The 20,593-nt window shown below is 62.3% G+C and carries 20 protein-coding genes and 1 tRNA gene; 10 read left to right on the top strand and 11 right to left on the bottom strand.

Annotated features, from left to right (window positions below; translation table 11 throughout):
• Nucleotides 1–3: 3 nt before the first annotated feature.
• Nucleotides 4–1,086 (bottom strand): DUF1616 domain-containing protein, encoded by a 1,083-nt coding sequence (locus BLR34_RS12730; protein WP_092703630.1) that lies wholly within the window; start codon nucleotides 1,084–1,086, stop codon nucleotides 4–6.
• A 119-nt stretch (nucleotides 1,087–1,205) separates the two neighbouring features.
• On the opposite strand from BLR34_RS12730, the gene BLR34_RS12725 reads away from it, so the two are divergent.
• The 5 genes from BLR34_RS12725 to artA all read left to right on the top strand — a co-directional run bounded on the left by BLR34_RS12725 (nucleotide 1,206) and on the right by artA (nucleotide 7,600).
• The gene (locus tag BLR34_RS12725) at nucleotides 1,206–1,406 is read left to right on the top strand and encodes a hypothetical protein (RefSeq protein WP_092703628.1); all 201 of its coding nucleotides are present in this window, start codon (nucleotides 1,206–1,208) and stop codon (nucleotides 1,404–1,406) included.
• 4 nt (nucleotides 1,407–1,410) lie between these two features.
• Entirely contained in the window at nucleotides 1,411–1,614 is a 204-nt protein-coding gene (locus tag BLR34_RS12720; protein WP_092703626.1) for a DUF8015 family protein, read from the top strand.
• A 58-nt stretch (nucleotides 1,615–1,672) separates the two neighbouring features.
• On the top strand, nucleotides 1,673–2,497 hold the full coding sequence (locus BLR34_RS12715; protein WP_092703624.1) for an undecaprenyl-diphosphate phosphatase: 825 nt from the start codon (nucleotides 1,673–1,675) through the stop codon (nucleotides 2,495–2,497).
• Nucleotides 2,498–2,875: 378 nt separating this feature from the next.
• Nucleotides 2,876–6,457: a DUF7282 domain-containing protein gene (locus BLR34_RS12710; RefSeq protein ID WP_176765320.1), complete on the top strand. Its 3,582-nt coding sequence runs from the start codon at nucleotides 2,876–2,878 to the stop codon at nucleotides 6,455–6,457.
• Nucleotides 6,458–6,598: 141 nt separating this feature from the next.
• Entirely contained in the window at nucleotides 6,599–7,600 is a 1,002-nt protein-coding gene (artA, locus tag BLR34_RS12705) for an archaeosortase A (protein WP_092703621.1), read from the top strand.
• Nucleotide 7,601: 1 nt separating this feature from the next.
• Here artA and dph5 read toward each other — a convergent pair whose 3' ends face one another.
• The 3 genes from dph5 to BLR34_RS12690 all read right to left on the bottom strand — a co-directional run bounded on the left by dph5 (nucleotide 7,602) and on the right by BLR34_RS12690 (nucleotide 9,925).
• Nucleotides 7,602–8,363, bottom strand: a complete 762-nt coding sequence (dph5, locus tag BLR34_RS12700) for a diphthine synthase (RefSeq protein WP_092703619.1) — start codon at nucleotides 8,361–8,363, stop codon at nucleotides 7,602–7,604.
• Nucleotides 8,364–8,393: 30 nt separating this feature from the next.
• On the bottom strand, nucleotides 8,394–9,230 hold the full coding sequence (gene pstB / locus BLR34_RS12695) for a phosphate ABC transporter ATP-binding protein PstB (protein WP_092703616.1): 837 nt from the start codon (nucleotides 9,228–9,230) through the stop codon (nucleotides 8,394–8,396).
• A gap of 143 nt (nucleotides 9,231–9,373) precedes the next feature.
• Nucleotides 9,374–9,925 (bottom strand): metal-dependent hydrolase, encoded by a 552-nt coding sequence (locus tag BLR34_RS12690; protein WP_092703614.1) that lies wholly within the window; start codon nucleotides 9,923–9,925, stop codon nucleotides 9,374–9,376.
• Between the two features lie 84 nt (nucleotides 9,926–10,009).
• Here BLR34_RS12690 and BLR34_RS12685 point away from each other — a divergent pair, with 84 nt between their 5' ends.
• On the top strand, nucleotides 10,010–12,019 hold the full coding sequence (locus BLR34_RS12685; RefSeq protein WP_092703612.1) for a zinc metalloprotease: 2,010 nt from the start codon (nucleotides 10,010–10,012) through the stop codon (nucleotides 12,017–12,019).
• A gap of 132 nt (nucleotides 12,020–12,151) precedes the next feature.
• A complete protein-coding gene (locus tag BLR34_RS12680; protein ID WP_092703610.1) occupies nucleotides 12,152–12,361 on the top strand; it encodes a hypothetical protein in 210 nt (69 codons plus the stop codon).
• Between the two features lie 27 nt (nucleotides 12,362–12,388).
• Here the strand turns inward: BLR34_RS12680 and BLR34_RS12675 are convergent.
• The 4 genes from BLR34_RS12675 to BLR34_RS12660 form a co-directional block, all read right to left on the bottom strand.
• Nucleotides 12,389–12,463, bottom strand: a tRNA-Thr gene (locus BLR34_RS12675).
• Nucleotides 12,464–12,526: 63 nt separating this feature from the next.
• Nucleotides 12,527–13,513, bottom strand: coding sequence for a class I SAM-dependent methyltransferase (locus tag BLR34_RS12670; RefSeq protein ID WP_092703608.1), 987 nt, complete (start codon nucleotides 13,511–13,513; stop codon nucleotides 12,527–12,529).
• A 42-nt stretch (nucleotides 13,514–13,555) separates the two neighbouring features.
• On the bottom strand, nucleotides 13,556–14,152 hold the full coding sequence (locus tag BLR34_RS12665) for a hypothetical protein (RefSeq protein ID WP_092703606.1): 597 nt from the start codon (nucleotides 14,150–14,152) through the stop codon (nucleotides 13,556–13,558).
• Between the two features lie 58 nt (nucleotides 14,153–14,210).
• Nucleotides 14,211–14,453, bottom strand: a complete 243-nt coding sequence (locus BLR34_RS12660) for a DUF7385 family protein (RefSeq protein ID WP_092703604.1) — start codon at nucleotides 14,451–14,453, stop codon at nucleotides 14,211–14,213.
• A gap of 82 nt (nucleotides 14,454–14,535) precedes the next feature.
• Here BLR34_RS12660 and BLR34_RS12655 point away from each other — a divergent pair, with 82 nt between their 5' ends.
• Complete coding sequence (locus BLR34_RS12655; protein WP_092703601.1) at nucleotides 14,536–15,414, top strand: PhzF family phenazine biosynthesis protein; 879 nt, start codon at nucleotides 14,536–14,538, stop codon at nucleotides 15,412–15,414.
• Here BLR34_RS12655 and BLR34_RS12650 read toward each other — a convergent pair.
• Nucleotides 15,411–16,217 (bottom strand): TrmB family transcriptional regulator, encoded by an 807-nt coding sequence (locus tag BLR34_RS12650; RefSeq protein WP_092703599.1) that lies wholly within the window; start codon nucleotides 16,215–16,217, stop codon nucleotides 15,411–15,413. The genes BLR34_RS12655 and BLR34_RS12650 overlap by 4 nt on opposite strands.
• 85 nt (nucleotides 16,218–16,302) lie before the next feature.
• Nucleotides 16,303–17,322, bottom strand: a complete 1,020-nt coding sequence (locus tag BLR34_RS12645; RefSeq protein ID WP_092703597.1) for a flippase-like domain-containing protein — start codon at nucleotides 17,320–17,322, stop codon at nucleotides 16,303–16,305.
• 109 nt (nucleotides 17,323–17,431) lie between these two features.
• Between BLR34_RS12645 and BLR34_RS12640 the strand changes: the two genes are divergently transcribed.
• The gene (locus BLR34_RS12640; protein WP_092703595.1) at nucleotides 17,432–18,322 is read left to right on the top strand and encodes a phosphotransferase family protein; all 891 of its coding nucleotides are present in this window, start codon (nucleotides 17,432–17,434) and stop codon (nucleotides 18,320–18,322) included.
• 3 nt (nucleotides 18,323–18,325) lie between these two features.
• On the opposite strand, the gene BLR34_RS12635 is transcribed toward BLR34_RS12640, so the two are convergent.
• Entirely contained in the window at nucleotides 18,326–19,594 is a 1,269-nt protein-coding gene (locus BLR34_RS12635) for a glycosyltransferase family 87 protein (protein ID WP_092703593.1), read from the bottom strand.
• 120 nt (nucleotides 19,595–19,714) lie between these two features.
• Here BLR34_RS12635 and BLR34_RS12630 point away from each other — a divergent pair, with 120 nt between their 5' ends.
• A complete protein-coding gene (locus BLR34_RS12630; protein WP_092703591.1) occupies nucleotides 19,715–20,569 on the top strand; it encodes a hypothetical protein in 855 nt (284 codons plus the stop codon).
• Nucleotides 20,570–20,593: the final 24 nt, after the last annotated feature.

Here is a 20,593-nt window from a genome sequence, read left to right as displayed (position 1 = left end):
CGGTCAGGATTCGGTCACGTTTATCCAGAGATGGACGCTCCGATGGGCATTCTCCCGGGTCGGCTCGGCCGGTGGCGGTTCGGTGTAGAGGAGATACTGGACGCGCAGGCGTTCGCCCGTCCGCGTCGGCACGATATTGTGGGTCGTCTGCCAGGTTTCGTTGTCGACGATTGGAGGTGAGCTGAGCCGGTCGAGCTCCGTTCGCTCCCGAACAATGGTTTCGTTACCGCTCGTCTCGACGGACTGCAACTGGACCACCACAGTGTAGCTGAGCTGCTCGTTCTCGTGATTTCCAACCCCGACGACGACGGGCTGTGCCTCACCGCGGACGAATTCGGTCGGATACTCGGCAGCGACCAGCTCGTTTTCGTCGTCCTCGGTGAGCAGATAGAGCTCTGTAAACTGCTCGCCCGCCGGTGGTACGACCACGGCGTACCCGACGGCACCGACGGCGAGCAGGATGCTAGCCACGAGCAACACGTTGAGCGCGCCGTCGAGCCGTGTCTCGGGGTCGAACAACTCCTCCTGTCCCGCCGCCAACCACTGTCTGTACGGAACCCGAAACCGCTCGTCGGCGGGCAGTGATCGACGGCGCAGCGTCGCGATAGCTGTCGCGATGAGGGTAAAACCGGCCACACTCAGCAAGACCGGAATGAGCCGAATCCCCCACGGTGTGAAGTTCAATATGAGCCCGATAAGTGGGACGATAGCGATGCTCAAGCCAAACGAGAGTGCAACTCGTTCGATCCCGTCGATACCCCGGTCGTCCCCAGTCGTGGACCCTGTCATCTCCTCGGCTGTGTCTCTCTCATCGTCGTCACCTGACTCCGTTGCAGTTGGGGGCATTCCGGACTCGGGAAAGAGTGCGGCGATAAACGCGTACCCCGGCAAGAACAGCACGAACGCCAGTCCCAGCGGCGCCCGGAGTGGTGTCTCGTTGAGCACTGGAACCAGCACGCTCAGGCAGGTCGCGACGACCAGAATAAGCACCGCCGCGAGGTCAGCAGGCAACTGCCGTAGTTGCGCTGGCACAAGCAGCCACAGCTCACTCGACTGTCGCCCGTCGGACACGTCCGGGCATTTCATTGCTGCAGTGTTAACTTTTTTCTTCGCCGCGTTGTCCAGAGCTGTGCTGGATTCTCTCTTTGCCAGCGCCTAATTATATATAATTAGATTTTATACGGGCGCGGGCACACAGCGTAGATATGAGCGAGTATACGACGATTTCGTTACGCAAGGAGTTCGTGGCGGACGTCGAGGCCTATCTCGAGGACGAGCCCTTCGATTCCGTCAAAGAGTTCATGAAACATCTGGTCATCCGGGAGATAGAGTCAGACGAGGAGATCTCGACGGCCGAGGCACGCCAGATTGCACAGAAACTCCGAGATCTGGGGTATATGGAGTAAGCCAATGAGTACCGACAATTCACTGGGTGTGCTGTCTTCGCTCTCGCGGGCAGATTACATTCTCCTCTCGCTGCCGGTGTTGTTTTTCGGGATCTACGGGACGATTCGGGCCTTCGTCGAGACGGGTACACACGCGCTGGCGGTCGCAGCAGTGATCTGTTGTCTCATCGTTGCCGATGGGCTGTTCGTCCATCCACCCGCCGAGTGAGGTCGACCGTTTCCGACTCGTAAGCTAGTTAACGTCGGGCCACAGACCGTCAGTTCGAATGAACTGGGTGGACCTGGTAATCGCGATTCTCGCTGGCGTCGTCCAGGGTGTCGTCGAGTGGCTCCCCATCTCGAGCCAGGGTAACCTCGCGCTCTTTCTGACTACCGTCGGCACTGACCCCGATATCGCGTTACAGCTGGCGCTGTTCCTCCAGGTCGGGACCACGCTCTCTGCGGCCACCTACTTCCGGTCGGACATCGCCGACGTGGTCCAGACGCTTCGGGGGTGGCGGGACGACTCGGACGAGACGGCGCAGTCTGCACTCATTATTTACCTTGTCACCGCGTGCGCGATGACAGGCATCGTCGGAATCCCGTTGTACATCTTCGCCGTGGACGTAGCGAGCGAACTCGCCGGCGGCGCGTTCGTCGCCGTCATCGGCGTGTTGCTCGTCGCCACCGGAGTCTTTCAACTACGCGCGGAGTCGACAGACGGGGTATCCCGGGAAGAACCGACAGTGCGGGATTCGGTGCTGGTCGGTGCAGCCCAGGGGCTGGCTATCCTGCCGGGCATTTCACGGTCCGGGATGACCAGTAGCGTGTTACTGTTCCGGCACTACGACCCGCCCGAGGCGTTCCGGCTCTCCTTTCTGCTGTCGATTCCCGCGGCGTTGGGTGCCGCTGTCCTGACCGTTGCCGGTGCCGGCGGGCTCCCCGGTATCAGTCCGACCGCCGCAGCGGCCGCGCTGGTCGTGAGCGGCTTCGTCGGCTATCTGGCTATCGACGCCATCATGCGCGTCGTTGACCGGGTCCCGTTCTGGACGGTCTGTTTCGGGCTCGGCGGAGTCGCTATCCTCGGTGGCGTGCTCGCACTTGCCGCGTGAACCGCCTCGGGGTCAGCCCCGAGGCACTCGGCCTGTTCCGCCTGTAGATTGCTGGTGCGCGCGAGCCGACCCGCCTCTGTTGCACCACAAAGCTTATTATATAGTGTCAACCTCCCGGAAGTCACGCGTCAGACAATTGATGCGAGTCTCTATTTCTCTCCGTAGCGGACGTGAGGATGCCGAATTTGGCCATGTGTATGTATATCATCCTGCGTACCGGACCACAAAACATTTATAACAGCCGATGTTGCATTCCGTTGTACCCCTGCCCATGGTGAGTGCAGCGAGTAACCCGGCGTTGGAACCTGGCACGCAGGTCGGTGACGACGATTCCCGGTCGAAAACTGGACTCGCCGGATGCAAACAACACAACAAAACATGACAGACACAACAGAGAAATTACGCGCAGTATTCCTCGCTGCGATCATGGTGCTGTCCGTAGTCGCCATGACCGCTTCCTTTAGCGGGGCAGTCGCTGCGCAGAATTCGAGTATCGATCAAGGTGTCAGTGACATCTCGATCGACGACGGGGATCGTACGATAATTGATGAGAACGTCGATGGCGTTCTCCAGAGCGACAACATCGCACCTGTTACCCAGACGGTGGATGTAGAGCTTACTGCCGAGAACGGCGTCTTCGACGAGAGTAATGACTTCACCATCAACATTCAGGACTCGCTCGAAAGCGGTGTGAGCGTCAGTTACGTTTCCGGAAGTGACTCAGGTACTGGGTTCGCGTCCGGCGTTAACAGCGTCTCCGTCACCGAATCGGACGGCGATGCTGTCCTGAACGTTGACTGGGCTGGCTCCGTCAGCGACGCTGACAACGGCACCACGGCGACCGTCACGTTCGACGTGACGCTCGACACGGGCGTTACCGCGTCTAACTGGGCCACCATCGACGAGGATGTCGACTTCGACGGAACGTCGAGCATCGACCACGTTGCCTCCGACGAGTTCGACAACTCTGAGTCAACCAGCTACCGCGCTGTCGAGGTTGGCACGTCGGCTGCCTCTCAGTCGTCCACCACTGCCGACCGAGACACGTCAACCATTGTCGATAGCTTCAACCCAAGCTCGGGTGACGAGTACCTCCGCGTCTACGAAGGCGAGACGCTGACGGTTGACGCAAACAACGACCGCGAGGTCATCAAACTTCGCGAATTCACTCAGGGCGAAGCGAGCAGTGACCCGATTAGTCTCGGCGACACTGTCTCGAGTACTGGTACCACGCCCGGTCAGGCTGCGAACCTCGACACCAGCGGTGTCGACTCCGGTCTGCACGTCATCCAGTACGGTGACGACAGCAGTTCGCTCACCGTCGTGGACATTCAGCCACTCGGTCTCAGCACCGAGTTCGCCGACAGCGAAATCAACCTCAACCAGGACGCCACCGTGAACGTCGACACTGACGACCTCACGGGTAGCAGCGTCACGGCGTTCCTCTTCGAGGACGCTGTCGACTTCACGAACGACAGTCCGATTGCGACTGCGACCGCGAACCTGAACGGTTCCGGCCAGGCTGCAATCGACTTCGCGTCGGGCGATGGCGAAGCCATCCCCGACGACGGTGACTACCAGGTCGCCATCAGACACGACCCGTCCGCAGTGTTCGCCGTGACCGGCACGCTGCAGGTCGGTGACGCACTCGACACGGGCGCGACGATCAACACGCCGACGACGGCTGACGAGTACGTCCGTGGCGACATTGTCCCGATCGAAATCGACCTTACGGGCGGCGCTGACACGGCGACGCTGACCTTCGGTGACAGCGGCACCGGTCAGAACGTCGAAGTCAACGCCACCGTTGTCGACGAAGACGGTGACGGAACCGCAACGGTCTACCTGAACACGTTCCAGATTGGAACGCCGGAGCGCGATCACGGGATCGTTACCGGTGAGAACACTGGACTACAGGGTGCCGTCACGAACACCACCGACGCAGCGCTCGGCGGTGCCACTGACGCAAGCGACAGCAGCACCTCGGGTGGTGCTGTCATCGCAGCCGGTAGCTACGACCTGACGGTCGTTACCGGTGACCAGACGTACGAACAGGCAAACAGACTGGACGCACGTACGAAGGTGCGTCTCAACGAACGGAACACGGAGTCCTTCCAGCAGTGGACGGCTCCCGGCTCTGTCGCAGATGATCTCGAAACCGTCGACGACATTTCCGAAGCAGTCGAGGACAACCTTGTCACGCCTGCTGACGGCACTGTCGCCGACGGCGACCTCTTCGTTCTCGAGATGGAATCGTCCGGTCTTGAAGGTCTGCTCCACGAGGCTCTCGTTACGGATGGCGAGGGCTCCTTCGGCAATGCCGACCAGGGCGACTTCTTCAGCGCAGCCGAGACGCTCCTGTTCGACCGGGAAGATGACCACGATGTCTCGACTGCATTCGATGCGGCATCTCAGGTCGCTGCCCGCCAGAACGCACCGGAGCACCCATCGCTCGTTAACACCGGCATCACGCCGCTTCTCGTCCAGCTCTTCGTGGCTGGCGACTCGGATGTGAACACTGCCGGGTCCGGAGCCGTCCTCGAGACGAGTCCGGACACCGTCCTCGCCGGTACTGATGAGGACGGCAACCTCGATACGTTCTACCTCGTAATGGACGACACTGGCAGCAACTTCGAAACTGAGACCGAGTACACCGCTCTCTACCAGGTCCAGACGATGACCGAAGAGACGTCGCTCGGTACGAACACCGACTTCATCGCCGGTGAGTACGAGTACATCGTCGATGACAACGGTGACAACACGCAAGTGTTCGATCCTACTGAGGGAACAACCTCTGGATTCACCTTCCAGGAAGCAGCAGCAACTATCGACTTCGAGGGTGACGAAGTGTCTGTTCCGCAGGAGAACAACGTCGAAATCAGCGGGACGACGACGCTCGCTGCTGGAACGGAACTGGGCCTCGACCTCGTCACGGCCTCCGGTGAAGACGACGCCTTCGTCAAGACTCCGACCACGACCGTCGAGTACGTCGAAGGTGGCGACAACACTTGGTCCGTGACACTCGACTTCAGTAACGAGACGGCTGGAACTGAATTCGACATCAGCGTTACGCGGACAGACAGCAGCACCATCCTGACGGCTAACGAGGAGACGGTGCCTGGTGTCGTCACCGCACCGCCTGCTGTCGATGAGTTCACCTTCGAAGATCAGGACTCGCCCGGCGCTTCCGTGGTCGTTGACACGTTCAACACCACGCAGGGTGGCTTCATCGCCATCGAGAACGCTGACGGCGAGCGCCTCGGTACCAGCAGCATGCTCGGTACCGGCGAACAGACCCGCATCGCAGTCTCCCTCGACGAAGACCTCGAGGAGAACCAGGAACTGACCGCAGTTGCCTACCGCGCTGAAGGCGCGCCGTACACCGACGATAACGGCGATGCCATCACGCGCACCGCGATGGTGACGGTCGAGGATACCGAGCCCGCTGACTTCGTTGTCAGCGACCTCGCGCCCCAGAACGCTGAACTCGATGAGCCCGGTGCAGTCATCGAGGTTAGCGCGACCATCACCAACGAGGGTGGCGAAGAGGCAACTCAGGACGTCGAACTCCGCATCGACGGTCAGACGCTCGACACGCAGTCCGTCACCCTGGCGGGCGGCGATTCGACGACGGTGACCTTCGAGGCCGACACCAGCGCACTCGAGTTCGGCACGACGTACATCCACAGCATCGCGAGCGAGGATGGCGACGCTGCCAGCAAGCTGACGATCGGTCCGGAGCCGACGCCTGAGCCGACGCCGACGGCCACGCCTGAGCCGACGCCGACGGCCACGCCTGAGCCGACGCCGACGGAAACGGCCACGGACACGCCCGACGAGACGGCGACGTCCACGCCTGAAGACAGCGACGGTGACGGTGCTGGCTTCGGTGTCGTCGTGGCACTGCTGGCGTTCCTCGGTGCTGCGCTTCTGGCAGTCCGCCGCCAGACGCGCGAATAACTAACTAACCACCGGATTTCATCCGGTCTGTCGACACACTCCTTTTTTTGATGCTGCCTGGCGAGTGACAACGCTCTCGCTGATGCTCGCCGTGGGCACAAACTGACAAAGCCTATAGGTCCCGGTCGGATACACTGGGATATGCTTGGCCAGGTCGAAGCCATATTCACCGCCCTTGGTGGCGTTGCCCGTCCCATTGGTTGGGTTGCGCTCGCCGTGTTCCTGGTCGCAGTTGCGCTTGACACGCGCGACCGCGAGACCGCCAGGCCGGTGTTTGCCGTCGCGTGGGTGTGTTTCGGAGCGTTCTGGTTCGCGCTCATCTACCCGTTTTTCGTCACAGACCAGAGCATCATCCGCGGTGTCGGGGCAGTCGTCGCCACACCGTTGTCGGTCGCCGTCGCCAGAGTCATCTATTCGGGCCAGGACCGGCTGTTCACGCTTTCGCGGGCGATTCCGCTGATGGGGCTGTTCTACGTGCCGTTCCTCGCCTCGGAAACGCTCACAGAGGAGCTTGTAATTCTCGTGACCAACCACACGGAGTGGGCGATGAATCTTATCGGCTACCATCCGCCGGTCGTAACAGAGCTTCCCGAAGCCGCGTCAGCCGCACCATCGTGGTTCGATACGGCACGGCTCAACCGGGAAATCGGTGGGAAGGAACTCGCCTTCGAGAACACGTTCGTCTTCTTCACCGACGCAGGCGGCACAGTCACCTACACGATTATCCTCGCGTGTACGGGCATCGGCAGCATGGCCGTTATCGGCGGGCTCGTGTTGGCGGTCCGTGCCCCTGCCCGGCGGAAACTCCGCGCCCTCGGACTCGCGTTGCCGATTATCTACGTTCTGAATATCGTTCGGAACGTCTTCATCGGCATCAGCTTCGGTCACCAGTACGCGCACTTTTTCCCCGATGTGACGGTGACACTGTTCGCACTGGAAACGCCGCTCCGGGTGTCGTACATCTGGGCAGACCGCATCATGGCACAGTCTGCGTCGGTCATCGCGATGGTCGCCATCTTCTGGCTGGTCGTCCGCGTGGTACCAGAGGTGTTAGAACCCGTCGAAGAGGTGCTTTACCTGCTGCTCGGCGAGGAACTCGACCTTGCAGAAGCGCTCAACGTCGACCGCGAACCGCCAGGGTAACTCACTTGAAGGCTGTGGCGGGTGCATCGCCGAGTGTCTTGAGACTCTCCTCTTCTAGCGGATGGCACGTCGCTGGCATCACGAGCAAGTGCAGTGGCGACCCAAATGACTCCTCGGCAAGTACAGAGAGCCTGTCCGCCCGAACCGCTGGGTCGTCGCTGCCGGCCTGTGTCACGACGACGCCCAGTGGGTCATCGAGCTCCTCGGCGAGCAGCGACGCTGCGGTGTCGCCGGTCATGAACCGCTCGTTCGCGGCGTCGATGTCCAGGTAGACCAGCGTGTGCAGGTCTCGCTCGCGGTTGGCGCGAATCGTCTCGATAACGCTGTCGGGGACACCGCCGTGGGTCTCCTCGAAGGGGAGTGTCGTCGCCTTGCCAAAGCGGTAGTTCTGGAGGCCAGTGAGCGAACTGGCGGCTGTCTGTGCGGTCGTCCCGTGGATTACCTGCGTCTCGATGCCTCGGTCCCGAGCGCGATTTCTGAGGTCGACGTGTGTCGTCGAAATCATCGTATCGCCGGCTGTGAGCATCGCTGCGTGGCCTCCGTTGGCGGCCGTCAGAATCGGCTCGGGGTCTCGCTCGATACCCGCACGGTCTCGGACCTCGATATCGATTCCGTGGGTCGATTCAACCTGGTCGACGGTCGTGCCGACGAGCTGGCTGGTATAAAACTCAGCGAACGCCGTGTCTGCATCCGCGAGCACGTCGCGTCCACGGAGCGTTATCGAGCGTTCGTCATAGAGGCCAAGGCCAATAAACGAGAGCATATCTGCCGTTCGGGCCGGCCGGTGTAAATGCTACCCGAATTTGCCGGTGATGTAGTCCTCGACGCGCTGGTGTTCGGGGTTCTCGAAAATCTTCTCCGTATCACCGAACTCGACCAACTTGCCGCCGGTGAGAAATACCGCCGTCTTGTCAGAGATGCGGGCGGCCTGTTGCATGTTGTGGGTGACAATCGCGACCGTGTATTCCGATGCCAGGTCCTCGATGAGGTCTTCGATTTTCGAGGTTGCCACCGGGTCGAGCGCCGAGGCCGGCTCGTCCATCAAAATCACGTCTGGGTCGGGCGCGATTGCCCGCGCGATACAGAGCCGCTGTTGTTGCCCGCCAGAGAGGTCGAGACCAGAGGAGTCGAGCTGGTCGTTAACCTCTTCCCACAGCGCGGCGCGCCGGAGGGCGTCCTCGACTTTCTCGTCGAGGTTGTCGTCTTTCCCCTGAACGCGCAGTCCGTAGGCTACGTTGTCGTAGATGGTCTTGGGGAAGGGATTGGGTTCCTGAAACACCATCCCGACTGACCGCCGGAGTGCGACAGGGTCGACGTCGTCGTCGTAGACGTTCTTGCCGCGCAGGCGAATCTCGCCCTCGATGCGGGCACTCTCGATGAGGTCGTTCATCCGGTTGATACAGCGCAGAAATGTCGACTTCCCACAGCCCGAGGGGCCGATAAGCGCTGTCACTTGCTGCTCGGGAATCTCCATCGTGATGTCGTCGAGCGCCTGGGTGTCGCTGTACCAGACATCAACGTTCTCGGTCTCGATGACGCTCTCACCGGTTCCTCCGGTGCTCTCGCTCGTCACGCTGGCGGTGTCGATTGTCGATTCCATCTCGCTCGCCTGTGTGTCTTCGAGGCTCATGGTATTCAGTTGTGACCGTTCCCCCGTCACGTCGCCTGCAGTACTCACCACGCTTCCCGGTGGGGAGCAGACTCGTCTGTCATTTCCCTGTTTTGTGCTCCCCTATAAATACTATACTATTGATGCTATGTACCCCAATCGAGTCAACTATAGGGATATATAGATGCTGTCCAGTCAGCCACGCGTTCGGGGAGACCCGGTGCTCCTTCCCGTTGCCAGACCCACACGGCGAGTGCAAACAGGACAAACTCGCTCACGAAGTAAGGCTCAGCCGCTGCCGAGCTTAACAGCTCGAAGAGACCTGGCGGCGCCCCCTCGTAGGGGTCGACCGAGGTGACCGGCCACAGCAGAAACGACGCGGGGCCAGACTGCCACAGGCTCGGAAGGGCATCGACAAGGGGATGAGAGACGGCCCCGGCCGCGACGGTAATCCCGAGTTCGCCACGGCCACGCCGCCGTGCAATCAGATAGGCCAGCAGACAACACGGCCCGAGGACGAGCAGCGAATGAGCGAGCGACCGCCCGGTCGGGAGGACGCCGGCCTGCCACGAGAGGGGCTTGTCGATTAGGTCCGGAACTAGGCCGGCAACACAGGCCGCAACGACGACTCCCACCTGTGGGGGCTGTGCCGAGCGAATTCGACGTGTCCCGGCGGAGACCAGATACGCGACAGCGACGTGTCCTATCGGCCACATTACCCGCCTGTTGTTCGCGGGGGTACAATCAGTTTTCGTCCCGCGGCCGACAGCTTAAGTCCGATAGCTCCCAACTGTTGTCTAATGAAACGCGAGGGTGCAGTGGTGGTCGACGCGCGAACCTTCCTTGTGGTTATCGGCTTGGCCGTGTTACTCGTGACTGCGGGGTGTTCCAGCCTCGGCGGCGATGGCGAGACGGACTCTCCAACAGCCGGGGCGGCGACGCCGACCACCACAGGAGAGCAGACACCGGACACGCCCCAAGCGGTGCGCACGGTGACCGACGACCTTGATGCCGAGACCGCCGCGACCTTCGAGCGACTCGTCACCGACGAAGACGGCGAACTCACCGACGAGGGAGAACGTCTGCTCGACAGGCTCGACGCTACCGCCGAACTGGGGGCCACACAGCGCGATGCCGTTGTCAAGTCTGTTGTCGACAGAGAAGATATCGGCAGCGTCGTCGAGACACTCGATACGCTCCTTGCCACACCGGACGCGTTCGCGGCCGAAGCACTCGCCGCTGGTCTGGACGACAGCAACGGCGACGGCATTCTCGACGGCGAGGCGACAGCGCTCGGGCTGGACTCGGCCGACGTTGACAACCGCACGGTCGACATCGCGCGCCGGGCACGCGAGGACGGGTACGGGGAGCGCGAGATTACTGCAATCCAGCGCCTCGCAGACTTCGACGCGTTTGCCTGGAGACAGGCCGAGGCGTTTGGCCTCGTCAACAACGTCGCTGATGGCGACGTGACCGCAAACGACCTCGACCTGCTCAACGACACGTCCGGCGACGGGTTGCTAGACGGGACCGTCGCCGAACTCGGCCTCGACCCGGCACCGAGCCGAGAGCGCCTTGCAACGGCCACCGAGACACTCGGACAGGAGGCGTTCTCGCTGCTTGGGATTCGGTACCTCGAACAGTACGCGACCGTTCTCGACGACGACGCGGCCCGCCAGCAGGCAGCAGCCCTCGACCGTCTCGAACCAGTCGAGCCGGCGACACTCTCACAGGACGACGTGGCCGCGCTCGCTGACGACGACGGCGACGGCCTGATTAACGCGATGGAGGCCGAACTCGGTCTCGACGCCGCGAAAGCAGACCCTGCCATCGCTCGGGTCGTCACTCGTCTCGTCGACGGCGACTACGGCGAGACAGAGCGCCAGTACGTCGAACGCGTCGTCGACCTCCGCGAATACCGGGGCAACGACTACGAACGGTGGTCGCAGGCGACGGCGCTCGGTCTGCTCGGCGAGGAACTCGCCAACGGTACCGTTACCGACAGCCAGCTCCAGGCGCTTGGCAACAACGACACCGACAAGCTGTTGAACGGGATAGAAACCGAGTTCGGCACTGACCCAAACGTCGCTGATACCAGCGGCGACGGATTCCTTGACCACCTCCTCTGGGGCCCGATGCAGGACCTCGGGCTCGACGTGTCGCCGGACTCGCCGAACGTCTTCGTCGAGGTCGACACCGCCGAGGGCGTCGCTGCGCCGAGTGAAGAGCAAAAGCAGGCCGTACAGAGTCTCTTCGAGAGCGCTCCTGACAACATCGGGGAGATAAACGTCCAGTTCCGCGTCTGTCACACGGAGCAGGCAGACATTGCAGAGCCTGAGGACATGATTGGGGACACACTCGAAGACCGCAACATCACGGGCCTTGGATTCCATTATCTCCTGCTGGCCGACGGCCTCGTCGCGGGAGCGACTCAGGGCGCGACCCTCACTCTGCCAGTCGACGACGCGCAGTACGACGACCTCACGAGCTGGATGGTCGTCGACGGGACGCTCTGGCGGACCAACAGCGAGGTGTATCAGGCGGGCACGATTGCTCACGAACTCGGACACTCACTCGGTATCGGCGGCGACGCGTATCTGGGGGTCGACTCCTTCGAAGTCTCGGCCGAGCGATACCAGAGCATCATGAACTACAACTACCCGCTCGAAGACCTCACGTTCTCGACCGGTGAGCCGTTTAACGACTACGAACAGATGGCAAACCAGACCTTCGGCAGTCGCTTCCAGGACCGGAGCACACTCGAAACGATGTGGGACGACGGCGACGCAGACGAGGAGGCTCTCTGTTGACGCTCGCCCCCACGTTTTGGCTCTCAGGTGGCCGAGTGTCGTGACGGCTCCAGTCCGTTTCTCTCGTGTGTGAGGCCACCGGTCGTGTGCTTCGGGACAGACACATGTGGCTCCCAGCCATAGTGTCGATTGATGCTGTCGAAGCTGTTGAACTACCTCCGTGGTCGCTGGCGAACCCACAAGAGTAACGCCGAGATGAACCCAACGGAGGTACCGCAGTACGGCGAATCAGTGAACTTCATGCCCTGCCCCGAGTGTGGCGAGGGAACGATGCAGTACGACGACGAAGCGGGTGCTCCGAAATGCAGCGCCTGCGGTACGGTCGACGAACGCCGAGCGTAAGCTGGCCGGTTGCTGTCTCGAAAAAAGAGCCGGTGGAGGGATTTGAACCCTCGGCCTATTCCTTACGAAGGAATCGCTCTAGCCAGTCTGAGCTACACCGGCACGCACCTCAATGTAGTGTCGATGCATCCAATAAGCGTTGCGAATCCGCCCGAGGACTGACACTCACTCTCGCAGGAGCCGCACGTCGAGTACCACGTTGTCCTCGTGTGGCGCGTACGACCTGACGACGTGTTCGGTCTCGACCTCGACGGCGTATTCGGGCTCCATCGCCTCTTGTATCGCTCGAATCCCCGGCCCGAAGGGGTCGTCCTCGTGCTGGATGTCGTAGTAGTGAAGCACACACTCGTCGCTCGCGAGTCGCCGTGCGGTGTCGAGAAACTCGTCGGCCGAGTGAGGGAGATTCATCACGAGCCGGTCGGCCCAACCCTCGTACTGGTCCGCAGCGACCGCGCGCACGTCGCCGTGGATTGCAGTCACGCGGTCGGCGACGCCGTTGCGCTGGGCGTTCGCTCGAAGGTACTCGATTGCGGTCTCGTTGATATCTGTTCCGACGACAGTTGCGCCCCGTTTCGCGAAGGGGACGGCGAAGGGCCCGACACCGGCGAACATGTCGACGGCCTGCTCGTCGGCGGCCACCCGCCCGGTGACGCGGTGACGCTCGGTCGCCAGGCGCGGCGAGAAATACACTGCCGCGAGGTCGAGCGCGAACGCACAGCCGTACTCGCGGTGGACGGCCTCGGTGTCCTCGCCCGCCAGTACCTCCCAGTCGCGGACTCGCTGTTCGCCGCGAATCTTCGAGGCGCGGTTCAGTACTGTCTTCGTCGGAATATCCGACTCGACGATAGCGTCGGCCAACGCCCGCGCCCGGTCGGGGTCGTCCTCGTCGATTAAGACGACTTCGCCGAGCCGCTCGTAGGAGGCGTCGAACGCGACTAGGTCGTCGGGCATCGTCTGGGTCTCGCGTTCCGGGACCGAGCGCTCGACGACGGTGTCCTCGTCGGAGACGGCCGTCGGGTCGGTCACTGGGATGTAGAGCCAGCCGTTTTCGCCGACGATTTCGCGTCCCTGGTCCACGAGGTCTGACTCGGCGAGGCGTTGTCTCGTCTCCTCGCCGGACTCGCGGTCGACACGCACGCACGGCACTGTCATATCTCCCGTTCGGTGGGTAGCGAGGGTAAGTCTGACGACCCGCTACAGCTCGAAGGTTTCCTCGCACTCCAGACAACAGACCGTCGTGTCGTCGAGCCGTTCGTACCGGCCGGCAGTGGCGCCCGTCACCGTCCGTGCCTCCCACAGCGCGTCGCAGTGGGCTCCCGGACAGCGGTCGGGAACTGTCTCCTCGTTCTCGGCTTCCTCGACGACCGTTTCGAGCGTTCGTAGTTCTGTCTCCTCGCCGTCGAGTTCCGCCCTGAGGTGGTCGAGGTGGTCGCTCAACTCGGCCGCTGGCGGTTTGGTTTCGATGTCGAACGAGCGGTCTCTGGCACCACCCTGGCCGCCTAGCACTCGCTCCGAGGGGTCTGTCGAATCGCGCTCTGTGCCGTCTCGTTTCTCCCCCCAGTGGTTGCCAGCCGGTTGTCGCCGTGGCTGGCTGTCACCGTCGTCGGCCGAACGAATTCGCAGCCAGCCAACGAGGAGCCCGACTGTCGCGAGCGGGAGCCAGAACACCAGTCCCGACTCGCCCGAGAGCACGGCCGCCGCGCCCGGCATCGCAACGAGCGGCCGGAGCAGTACCGCACCGAGAAAGCAGACGAAGAGGAGGCCGACGACGGCGTTTCGGGACGTTCGCATTACTCGTATATCGGTCGGCAGGATAAAAGGAGCCACGGTCACTCCCGCTGTGGCGGCGTCAGTGTGTCAACAGCAACACGGTCTCGTCGGTGCGTGCGATACAGAACGGCGACCCCGGGTTACCGAACGTGTTGGTCGGCTTTTCGGTGACAAACAGCCGCTCGAAAGGCTCGTCACAGGCCGGGCAGGTAAACTCCTCCCGGTTTTCGAGGTGCATCGTTTGACGGTCCTCGCTCAGCAGCTTCAGGCCATGGCGGTACTCGTGAACGTCGAACCCGTCGGCGATGTCCAGTTGCTCCATAGCTAGCTCTCGGTCTGTCTCGGTTTTACCTTGGCGGCCAGTCCCGGCCGCTTTTGAGAGTTGCCGTCCTCGATGGAGACGTATGACGCATCCGTTCCACATCGTCGACGTCTTCGCACGGGAGAAATACGCCGGCAACCAGCTCGCTGTCGTCACCGATGCCGGAGACCTCTCTGGTGAGGAGATGCAGGCAATCGCCGCCGAGATGGATTACTCCGAGACGACGTTTGTCACCGGCGAACCGACCGAACGCGGGTGGCCTGTCCGCATCTTCACACCCGAGGAAGAGGTCCCTTTCGCCGGCCATCCCACGCTCGGCACCGCATCGGTCATCCGACAGAAACTCGCCGACGACACGCCCGAGTCGGTCACCCTCGACCTGAAGGTGGGGTCGGTTCCGGTCACGGTGGGACGCGACGGCGACGAGTCCTTCCTCTGGATGAGCCAGCAGCCCCCGGAGTTCGGCGACGAACTCGACCACGGGGAGCTGGCGGCGGTCCTCGGCCTCGAGGCCACACAGGTCGACGACGCCTGGCCGGTCCGGGTCGTCTCGACCGGGCTCCCGACTATCGTTGTCCCACTGGAAGACCGGGCGGCACTGGAGGACATCGACCTCGACCGGCAGGCATACGACGAACTAGTCGCTGACCGCGACGCGAAGCTCGTCCACGCCGTCTGTCCGGAGCCGCGAGACGACGACAACGACCTCGCGGTCCGAATGTTCTCGCCGTACTACGGCGTCCCCGAGGACCCGGCCACGGGGTCGGCAAACGGCTGTCTCGCCGCCTACCTCTCGGACGTGGAGTACTTCGGTTCGCCGTCGGTCGACGCCCGCGTCGAGCAGGGGTACGAGATGGGGCGGCCGTCGCTGCTGTTGCTACACAGCGAGCCCGACGGCGAGGAAATCGCGGTCCGGGTCGGCGGCCGTGTCGTTCCCGTCGCCCGCGGAGACCTGCTCTAGCTCAGCGAGAAATCTCGGGCCTGTTCCCACCGCGTCTCGAAGGTGGACTCGACGTCGGCGGCGAACTCGGCGTCTTTGAGGTTGATGAGTGCGAAGGCCTCTTTCCGGTTCAGCGGATGTGGCACCTCGATACAGATTTCCACGTGGTCGATGATAGCGAAGGTACTCCCGATATCCTCGACCACTCGGACCTCGAAGTGGTCGTAGTCCTGGAGGTGTTCGCGGTATCGCTCGCCTACCTCCGTCGGGAGCGTCTCGACGACTGCGGGATGTTCGAGCAGCGAGACGGGGATACCACGCTCCAGTACACGCTCGAGTTCGTCGGTGATGCGTTCGCCGACGGCGTCTACGTCGAACCGTGAGGTGGGGGTGGCTGCGACGAAGATGATGCGCTCGTCGGCGGCGGCGAGGCGTTCAACGAGCAGGTCAATCGTCTCTTCTGCGCCCAGCGCCGCCGTCCAGAACTGCTCGTCAACCGGGTCACTCGCTTCGAGCTGTGTCTCTAGCTCGCTCGCGATGCTCTCGAACTGTGAGAGTTGCTCTTCGAGTTCCTGTTCTTTGTCTTCGAGCAGTCGGTCGAGCGCCGCTTCGGGCTCGACGGCGACGTACTTTTTCGGCCGGCTTGCGGCCTGGCTCCGGGCCAGATTCTGTGTCTCCAGGCTGTTCAACACGTCGTATATCCGTCCCATCGGCACGTCGCTGGTGCGCGACAACTCTTTTGCCGTTGTCGGCCCCGTGTCGAGTAACGACCGGTAGGCTCGGGATTCGTACTCCGATAACCCGAGGTCCCTGAGGCTTGCCATTACATCTGTCTTCGTGCCGACAGACATAAACTCACTGTCTGTTTCCAGTTGTTGCCCATACCGAGAGACTTGTCCGCGCGGGCGGTCAGTCGAAGGTGCCCTGTAACTGGAGTACAAGCAGGGTAATCGACCCGAGGACGATAGGCGTCCAGAAGACGAGGCCACGGCTGAGGATGACCGCAGGGATGACGGCCTCTCTGGAGACGCCCACGGTGGCAATCAACATGAGCACTTGAACGCCTTCGACGCCGCCGCTTCCACCCGGCAAGGGAAGCCCGGAAGCAAGCAGCGAGGCCTGAACGGTGAAAATGGCGAAGACGACAGAGACTTCGACACCCACCGCAGCGAGCGTCAGCCACAGAAGTGTTCCCTGTGCGACAAACGACGACGTTGCAAAGAGGCTTGCGAGCGCGAGGGTCCGTCTGTTGCCGGCGATCTGTGCGATAGAGTCGAGGAAGTTCGTGATGCGGCTGTCGACCTCCTCGGGCGAGAGACTCGGCACGAACGGGAGTCGGCTGGCGAGTCGGTTAGTACCCGCGACAAGTCGGCGAATGACTGCACGCATATACTCCGGGTACCGGTAGACCGCGAGCGCCACGGCACAGAGGAGAAAGACGAACCCGGCGAAGGCGGCCACGAGTGGCCGAATCCGGTCTGGAATTGACTGCTCGTAGAGCGCGAGATAGCCACCGCCAAAGATGAACACGACGATCGCGGGAGCGAAGCTGACGATGTCTTTCATCGACAGCGCGGCGAGTGACTCCTCGTAGTTGCCCTCGAATCGCTTCGAGAGGATTGCCGCGCCGATTGGGACGCCACTTGCCTGCCCGAAGGGGGTGAGGTTGTGTGCGAGACTCACACTCGTGTTGAGAAAGATGGTCTCGATGAGCGAGCCACCGAGGCCGAGATTGCGGGCGATAACGTAGAGACACGACCCCATCGCGACGACACCGACGGTGACTGCCACGAGCATGACCGCGAACTCGGGCGCTGTAATCCCGCTGAGGCGGTCGACGAAGTCGCCGACGCCAGCGAGTGTCGCAAAGGCGACGGCCACCAGCGCCCAGAGGATAATTCCGGTCAGCGCCTGCTTTTTGTCTAGCATAGATTTATTACTCGCAGTTCTCGTCGGCCGTTCGAGCACCGGCGGTTTGAGGGTATCGAAATCCGCCGACCGACGGAGACAAATCCTTGCCGTGGTCTATCATCTTACGATGGCCGGTCCACCCCAGCGAGTCGAACGCATCGTCGAGAGGGCGCTGTCGTGTTCTGTCCGGGACTGTGAGCAACCGACCGGCGGTCGAGTCGCGGAGACGTATCTGCTCGACCTCGACGGTGACCCCGGCCGGGCAGTCTGCAAGCTCGGCGGTCCGAGCGTCCGGACCGGCGACGTTATCGAACCGCTGGTACTCGAGTTAGTGACCGAGACAACCACGGTCCCCGCGCCCTCTGTCCTGGCGTCCGGTCACATCCAGACCGAGCCGACCACCCGGTGGGCGCTGTACGAGTTCCGGGACGGCTCGCTGCCGACGCCGTTTCCGGCCTTCGGGGAGGGTCGCTTCACAATTGTTCGCCAGATTGGCGCGATGCTCGGCGAAGTTCACGCGACCCACCAGTTCGACCAGACAGGCGGCCTCGTCCGTGACGGCGACGAGCTGGCCGTCGAGCGGCCGGACGGCCTCTGGATTCCAGAACAGGGCCGACGACTCGCCGACCGCACCGGCTGTGACCCCGGCGACTGGCAGCCGGTTCTCACACACGGGGACCTCTTTCCGGGGAATCTACTCGCCACGGACGGCGACGTGACGGCGTTTCTGGACTGGGGGAACGCCCACGTCACCACGGCAGGGTACGCGCTCGCTCGCGCCGAGATGCGCTTTGTCGACTGGTTCTGGCGGGCGTTCTCGGGAGCGACACGAGAGCAACTCCGCCGGGAACTCCACGAGGGCTACCGACAGTATCGGTCTCTCCCACCGGATTACGAGACGCTCGCGACGGCCTACAAGCTCCTCTGGCTCGGGCAGTCAGTCGAGCGCCTGGGCCGGCACACGCTGTCGAGTCGTGGACGGGCACAGCTTCGTCGCCACCTCCGAGGTCTTCTGTGACAGTCACTCTGTGGGCTGCCCGGTGACATTCGGCACCCGGACGAACCTGATACAGCCAGCCAGAAGACACAGGAAGCCAACGAGTGGAATCGAGACGTAGGTCAAGACGGCTCGTGACCCGGCGACGGCGGCGTCACCGACGACCCCCAGCGGGAGGGCGTCGACAATCAGCTCGATGTGCTGAGGATACAGCGGTAGATTGACCAACACCAGCCCGGCGAGAAACAGCCGCTTTGCGGTTGGGTCCTCGGTCATGTACACCAGCCCGAGCAGCGGGAAATAGAGGTAGACGACGTAGTTGAGCGTCGAGGGGACGATGGTGATGAGCATCGCGACCATCGTCGCGAAAAACGCGACGGTCCGGTCGAGTTCCGAGTCGGCGTCCCGGTAGACGAGATAGACGAAGGGGGCGACGAGCGTCGTCGTGACGGCAAACAGCTGATTGCCCGACAGGGAGACAAACTGTGAGAACGGTCGCCGGAGCGTAATCCACTGAATTTCCGGGTCGAGGCCGCCCTGGAAGTAGCCTTCTCGGCTTCGCTCGTTGACGATGAACTCGACGAAATCGATGTGCGCGTCGACACCAAAGAGGGCAACCCCGAGCACAATGAGGCCCAGTCCGGTGACGATAGCCGCCCCGATGGCCCGGTAAGCGCGACGGTAGAGGAGCCAGACGCCGAGGAAGGCCGGAAAGAGTTTGAAGTGTGCGGTCGCCGCCCAGAGGGTGCCGCCTTTCCACTCCTCGCCGCGCTCGATTGCGAGCAGGCCAACGCCGAGTGCCAGAAGCACAATCGGGTCGACGTTTCCCCGGTAGATGCCGAGGATGCTGTGGCCCGAGAACAGACAAAAGCCGAGAATCAGGAGTCGGTCGACGCGTTCGAGTTCGACCCCGTGGCGGTCGAGAAACTGCAACACGAGTTTGCCGATGAGATAGAAGACACCCAACAAGAGCAAGACGTTGAGCACGTACCCGAACTGCCATTTCGGGAACGCCCCGTAGACCGAGAAGACAGGCGCCGTCACCGGCGTATAGACGTAGGCTTTCTCGGTGAGAAAGGAGCCGTCAGTGATAGCCCAGCCGACGAAAGGCTCGCCTTCGATGACCGCCCGCCCGGCAAAATAGTAGGCCTGATAGTCGATTTCTTGACCCTCGATGAACTCGATTGCGGCGAGGACAACACCGAGGGCACCAGTGAACAACCCAAAGACGAGCGTGACTCGCTCGGGCCGCTGGGCCGACAGCAACGAGCGGACTCTCTCGACGCTCCCCATCTTGTCCGTGCCTTCCGCGGGTCGGCAATCAACGTTTCGACTGCCGATTTTGTGCTGTGTGGCCTGCCTCGCGTACCAACCAACAGCATTATACAAGCTCCACGAAAACCACGGAATACGATGGAAGACCAGCAGTTTCTGGAGTCTGAGTGGGATTACTGTCTGGTTCTCGACGCGTGTCGCTACGACGTGTTCAGTGATGTCTACGACGAGTATCTCGACGGGACGCTGGAAAAGCGCCGGAGCCTGGGCTCTTCGACCCCGGAATGGGCCTACCGGACGCTCACGGAGGACCACGATATCGCCTACTTCTCGGGCAATCCGTTCATCAACAGCCTCGGTATCCCGCTGAACGAACTCAAGTGGGGCGCCAGCTGTGACTACGAGTGGACGGCGACCGAACACCTCGCCGAGGTTATCGACGTTTGGAAACACGGCTGGGACGACGACCTAGCGACGGTTCCCCCCGAGAACCTCGCCGAGTCGCTGTGGGACCACCAAGACGCCGTCGAGCAGGCCGACCGGACAGTCCTGCACTACATGCAGCCCCACGCGCCGTATCTCTCGCGTGGCAAAGGCCGCAAGCTCAAGCAGATTCAGAAGGGCATCCGGAGCCAGGAAGACGCCGAAGAGGTCGCCGACGGCGGCGCACTTTCCTCGCTGAGTGACGCTATCCGTCCCAAAGTCGAGGACAAACTCGACGGGAGCGCACTCGCTCAGAAAGCCGGCCTCTGGCTCGAACTCGACCCGACAGACGTGGTCAAAAACGGCACCCGTGGCGCGGCGATGGCGCTATACGAGGAGAACCTGCGCATCGCGCTCGAAGCGATTGCCGAGCTGATACCGAAACTCGACGGCGATGTCGTCGTCACCGCCGACCACGGTGAGGCCTTCGGCGAGGAAGGCGTCTGGGAGCACCACATCGAGACGTACATTCCCCCGCTGATGGAGGTACCGTGGCTCGAAATCGAGTAACGATACCGGACACGACGGAGATGA

Origin of the sequence: Halovenus aranensis, assembly GCF_900100385.1 — an archaeon.
Lineage (GTDB): Archaea > Halobacteriota > Halobacteria > Halobacteriales > Haloarculaceae > Halovenus > Halovenus aranensis.
Note: the sequence above shows the minus strand (reverse complement) of the source record. Positions and strands in the feature narration are given on the sequence as shown.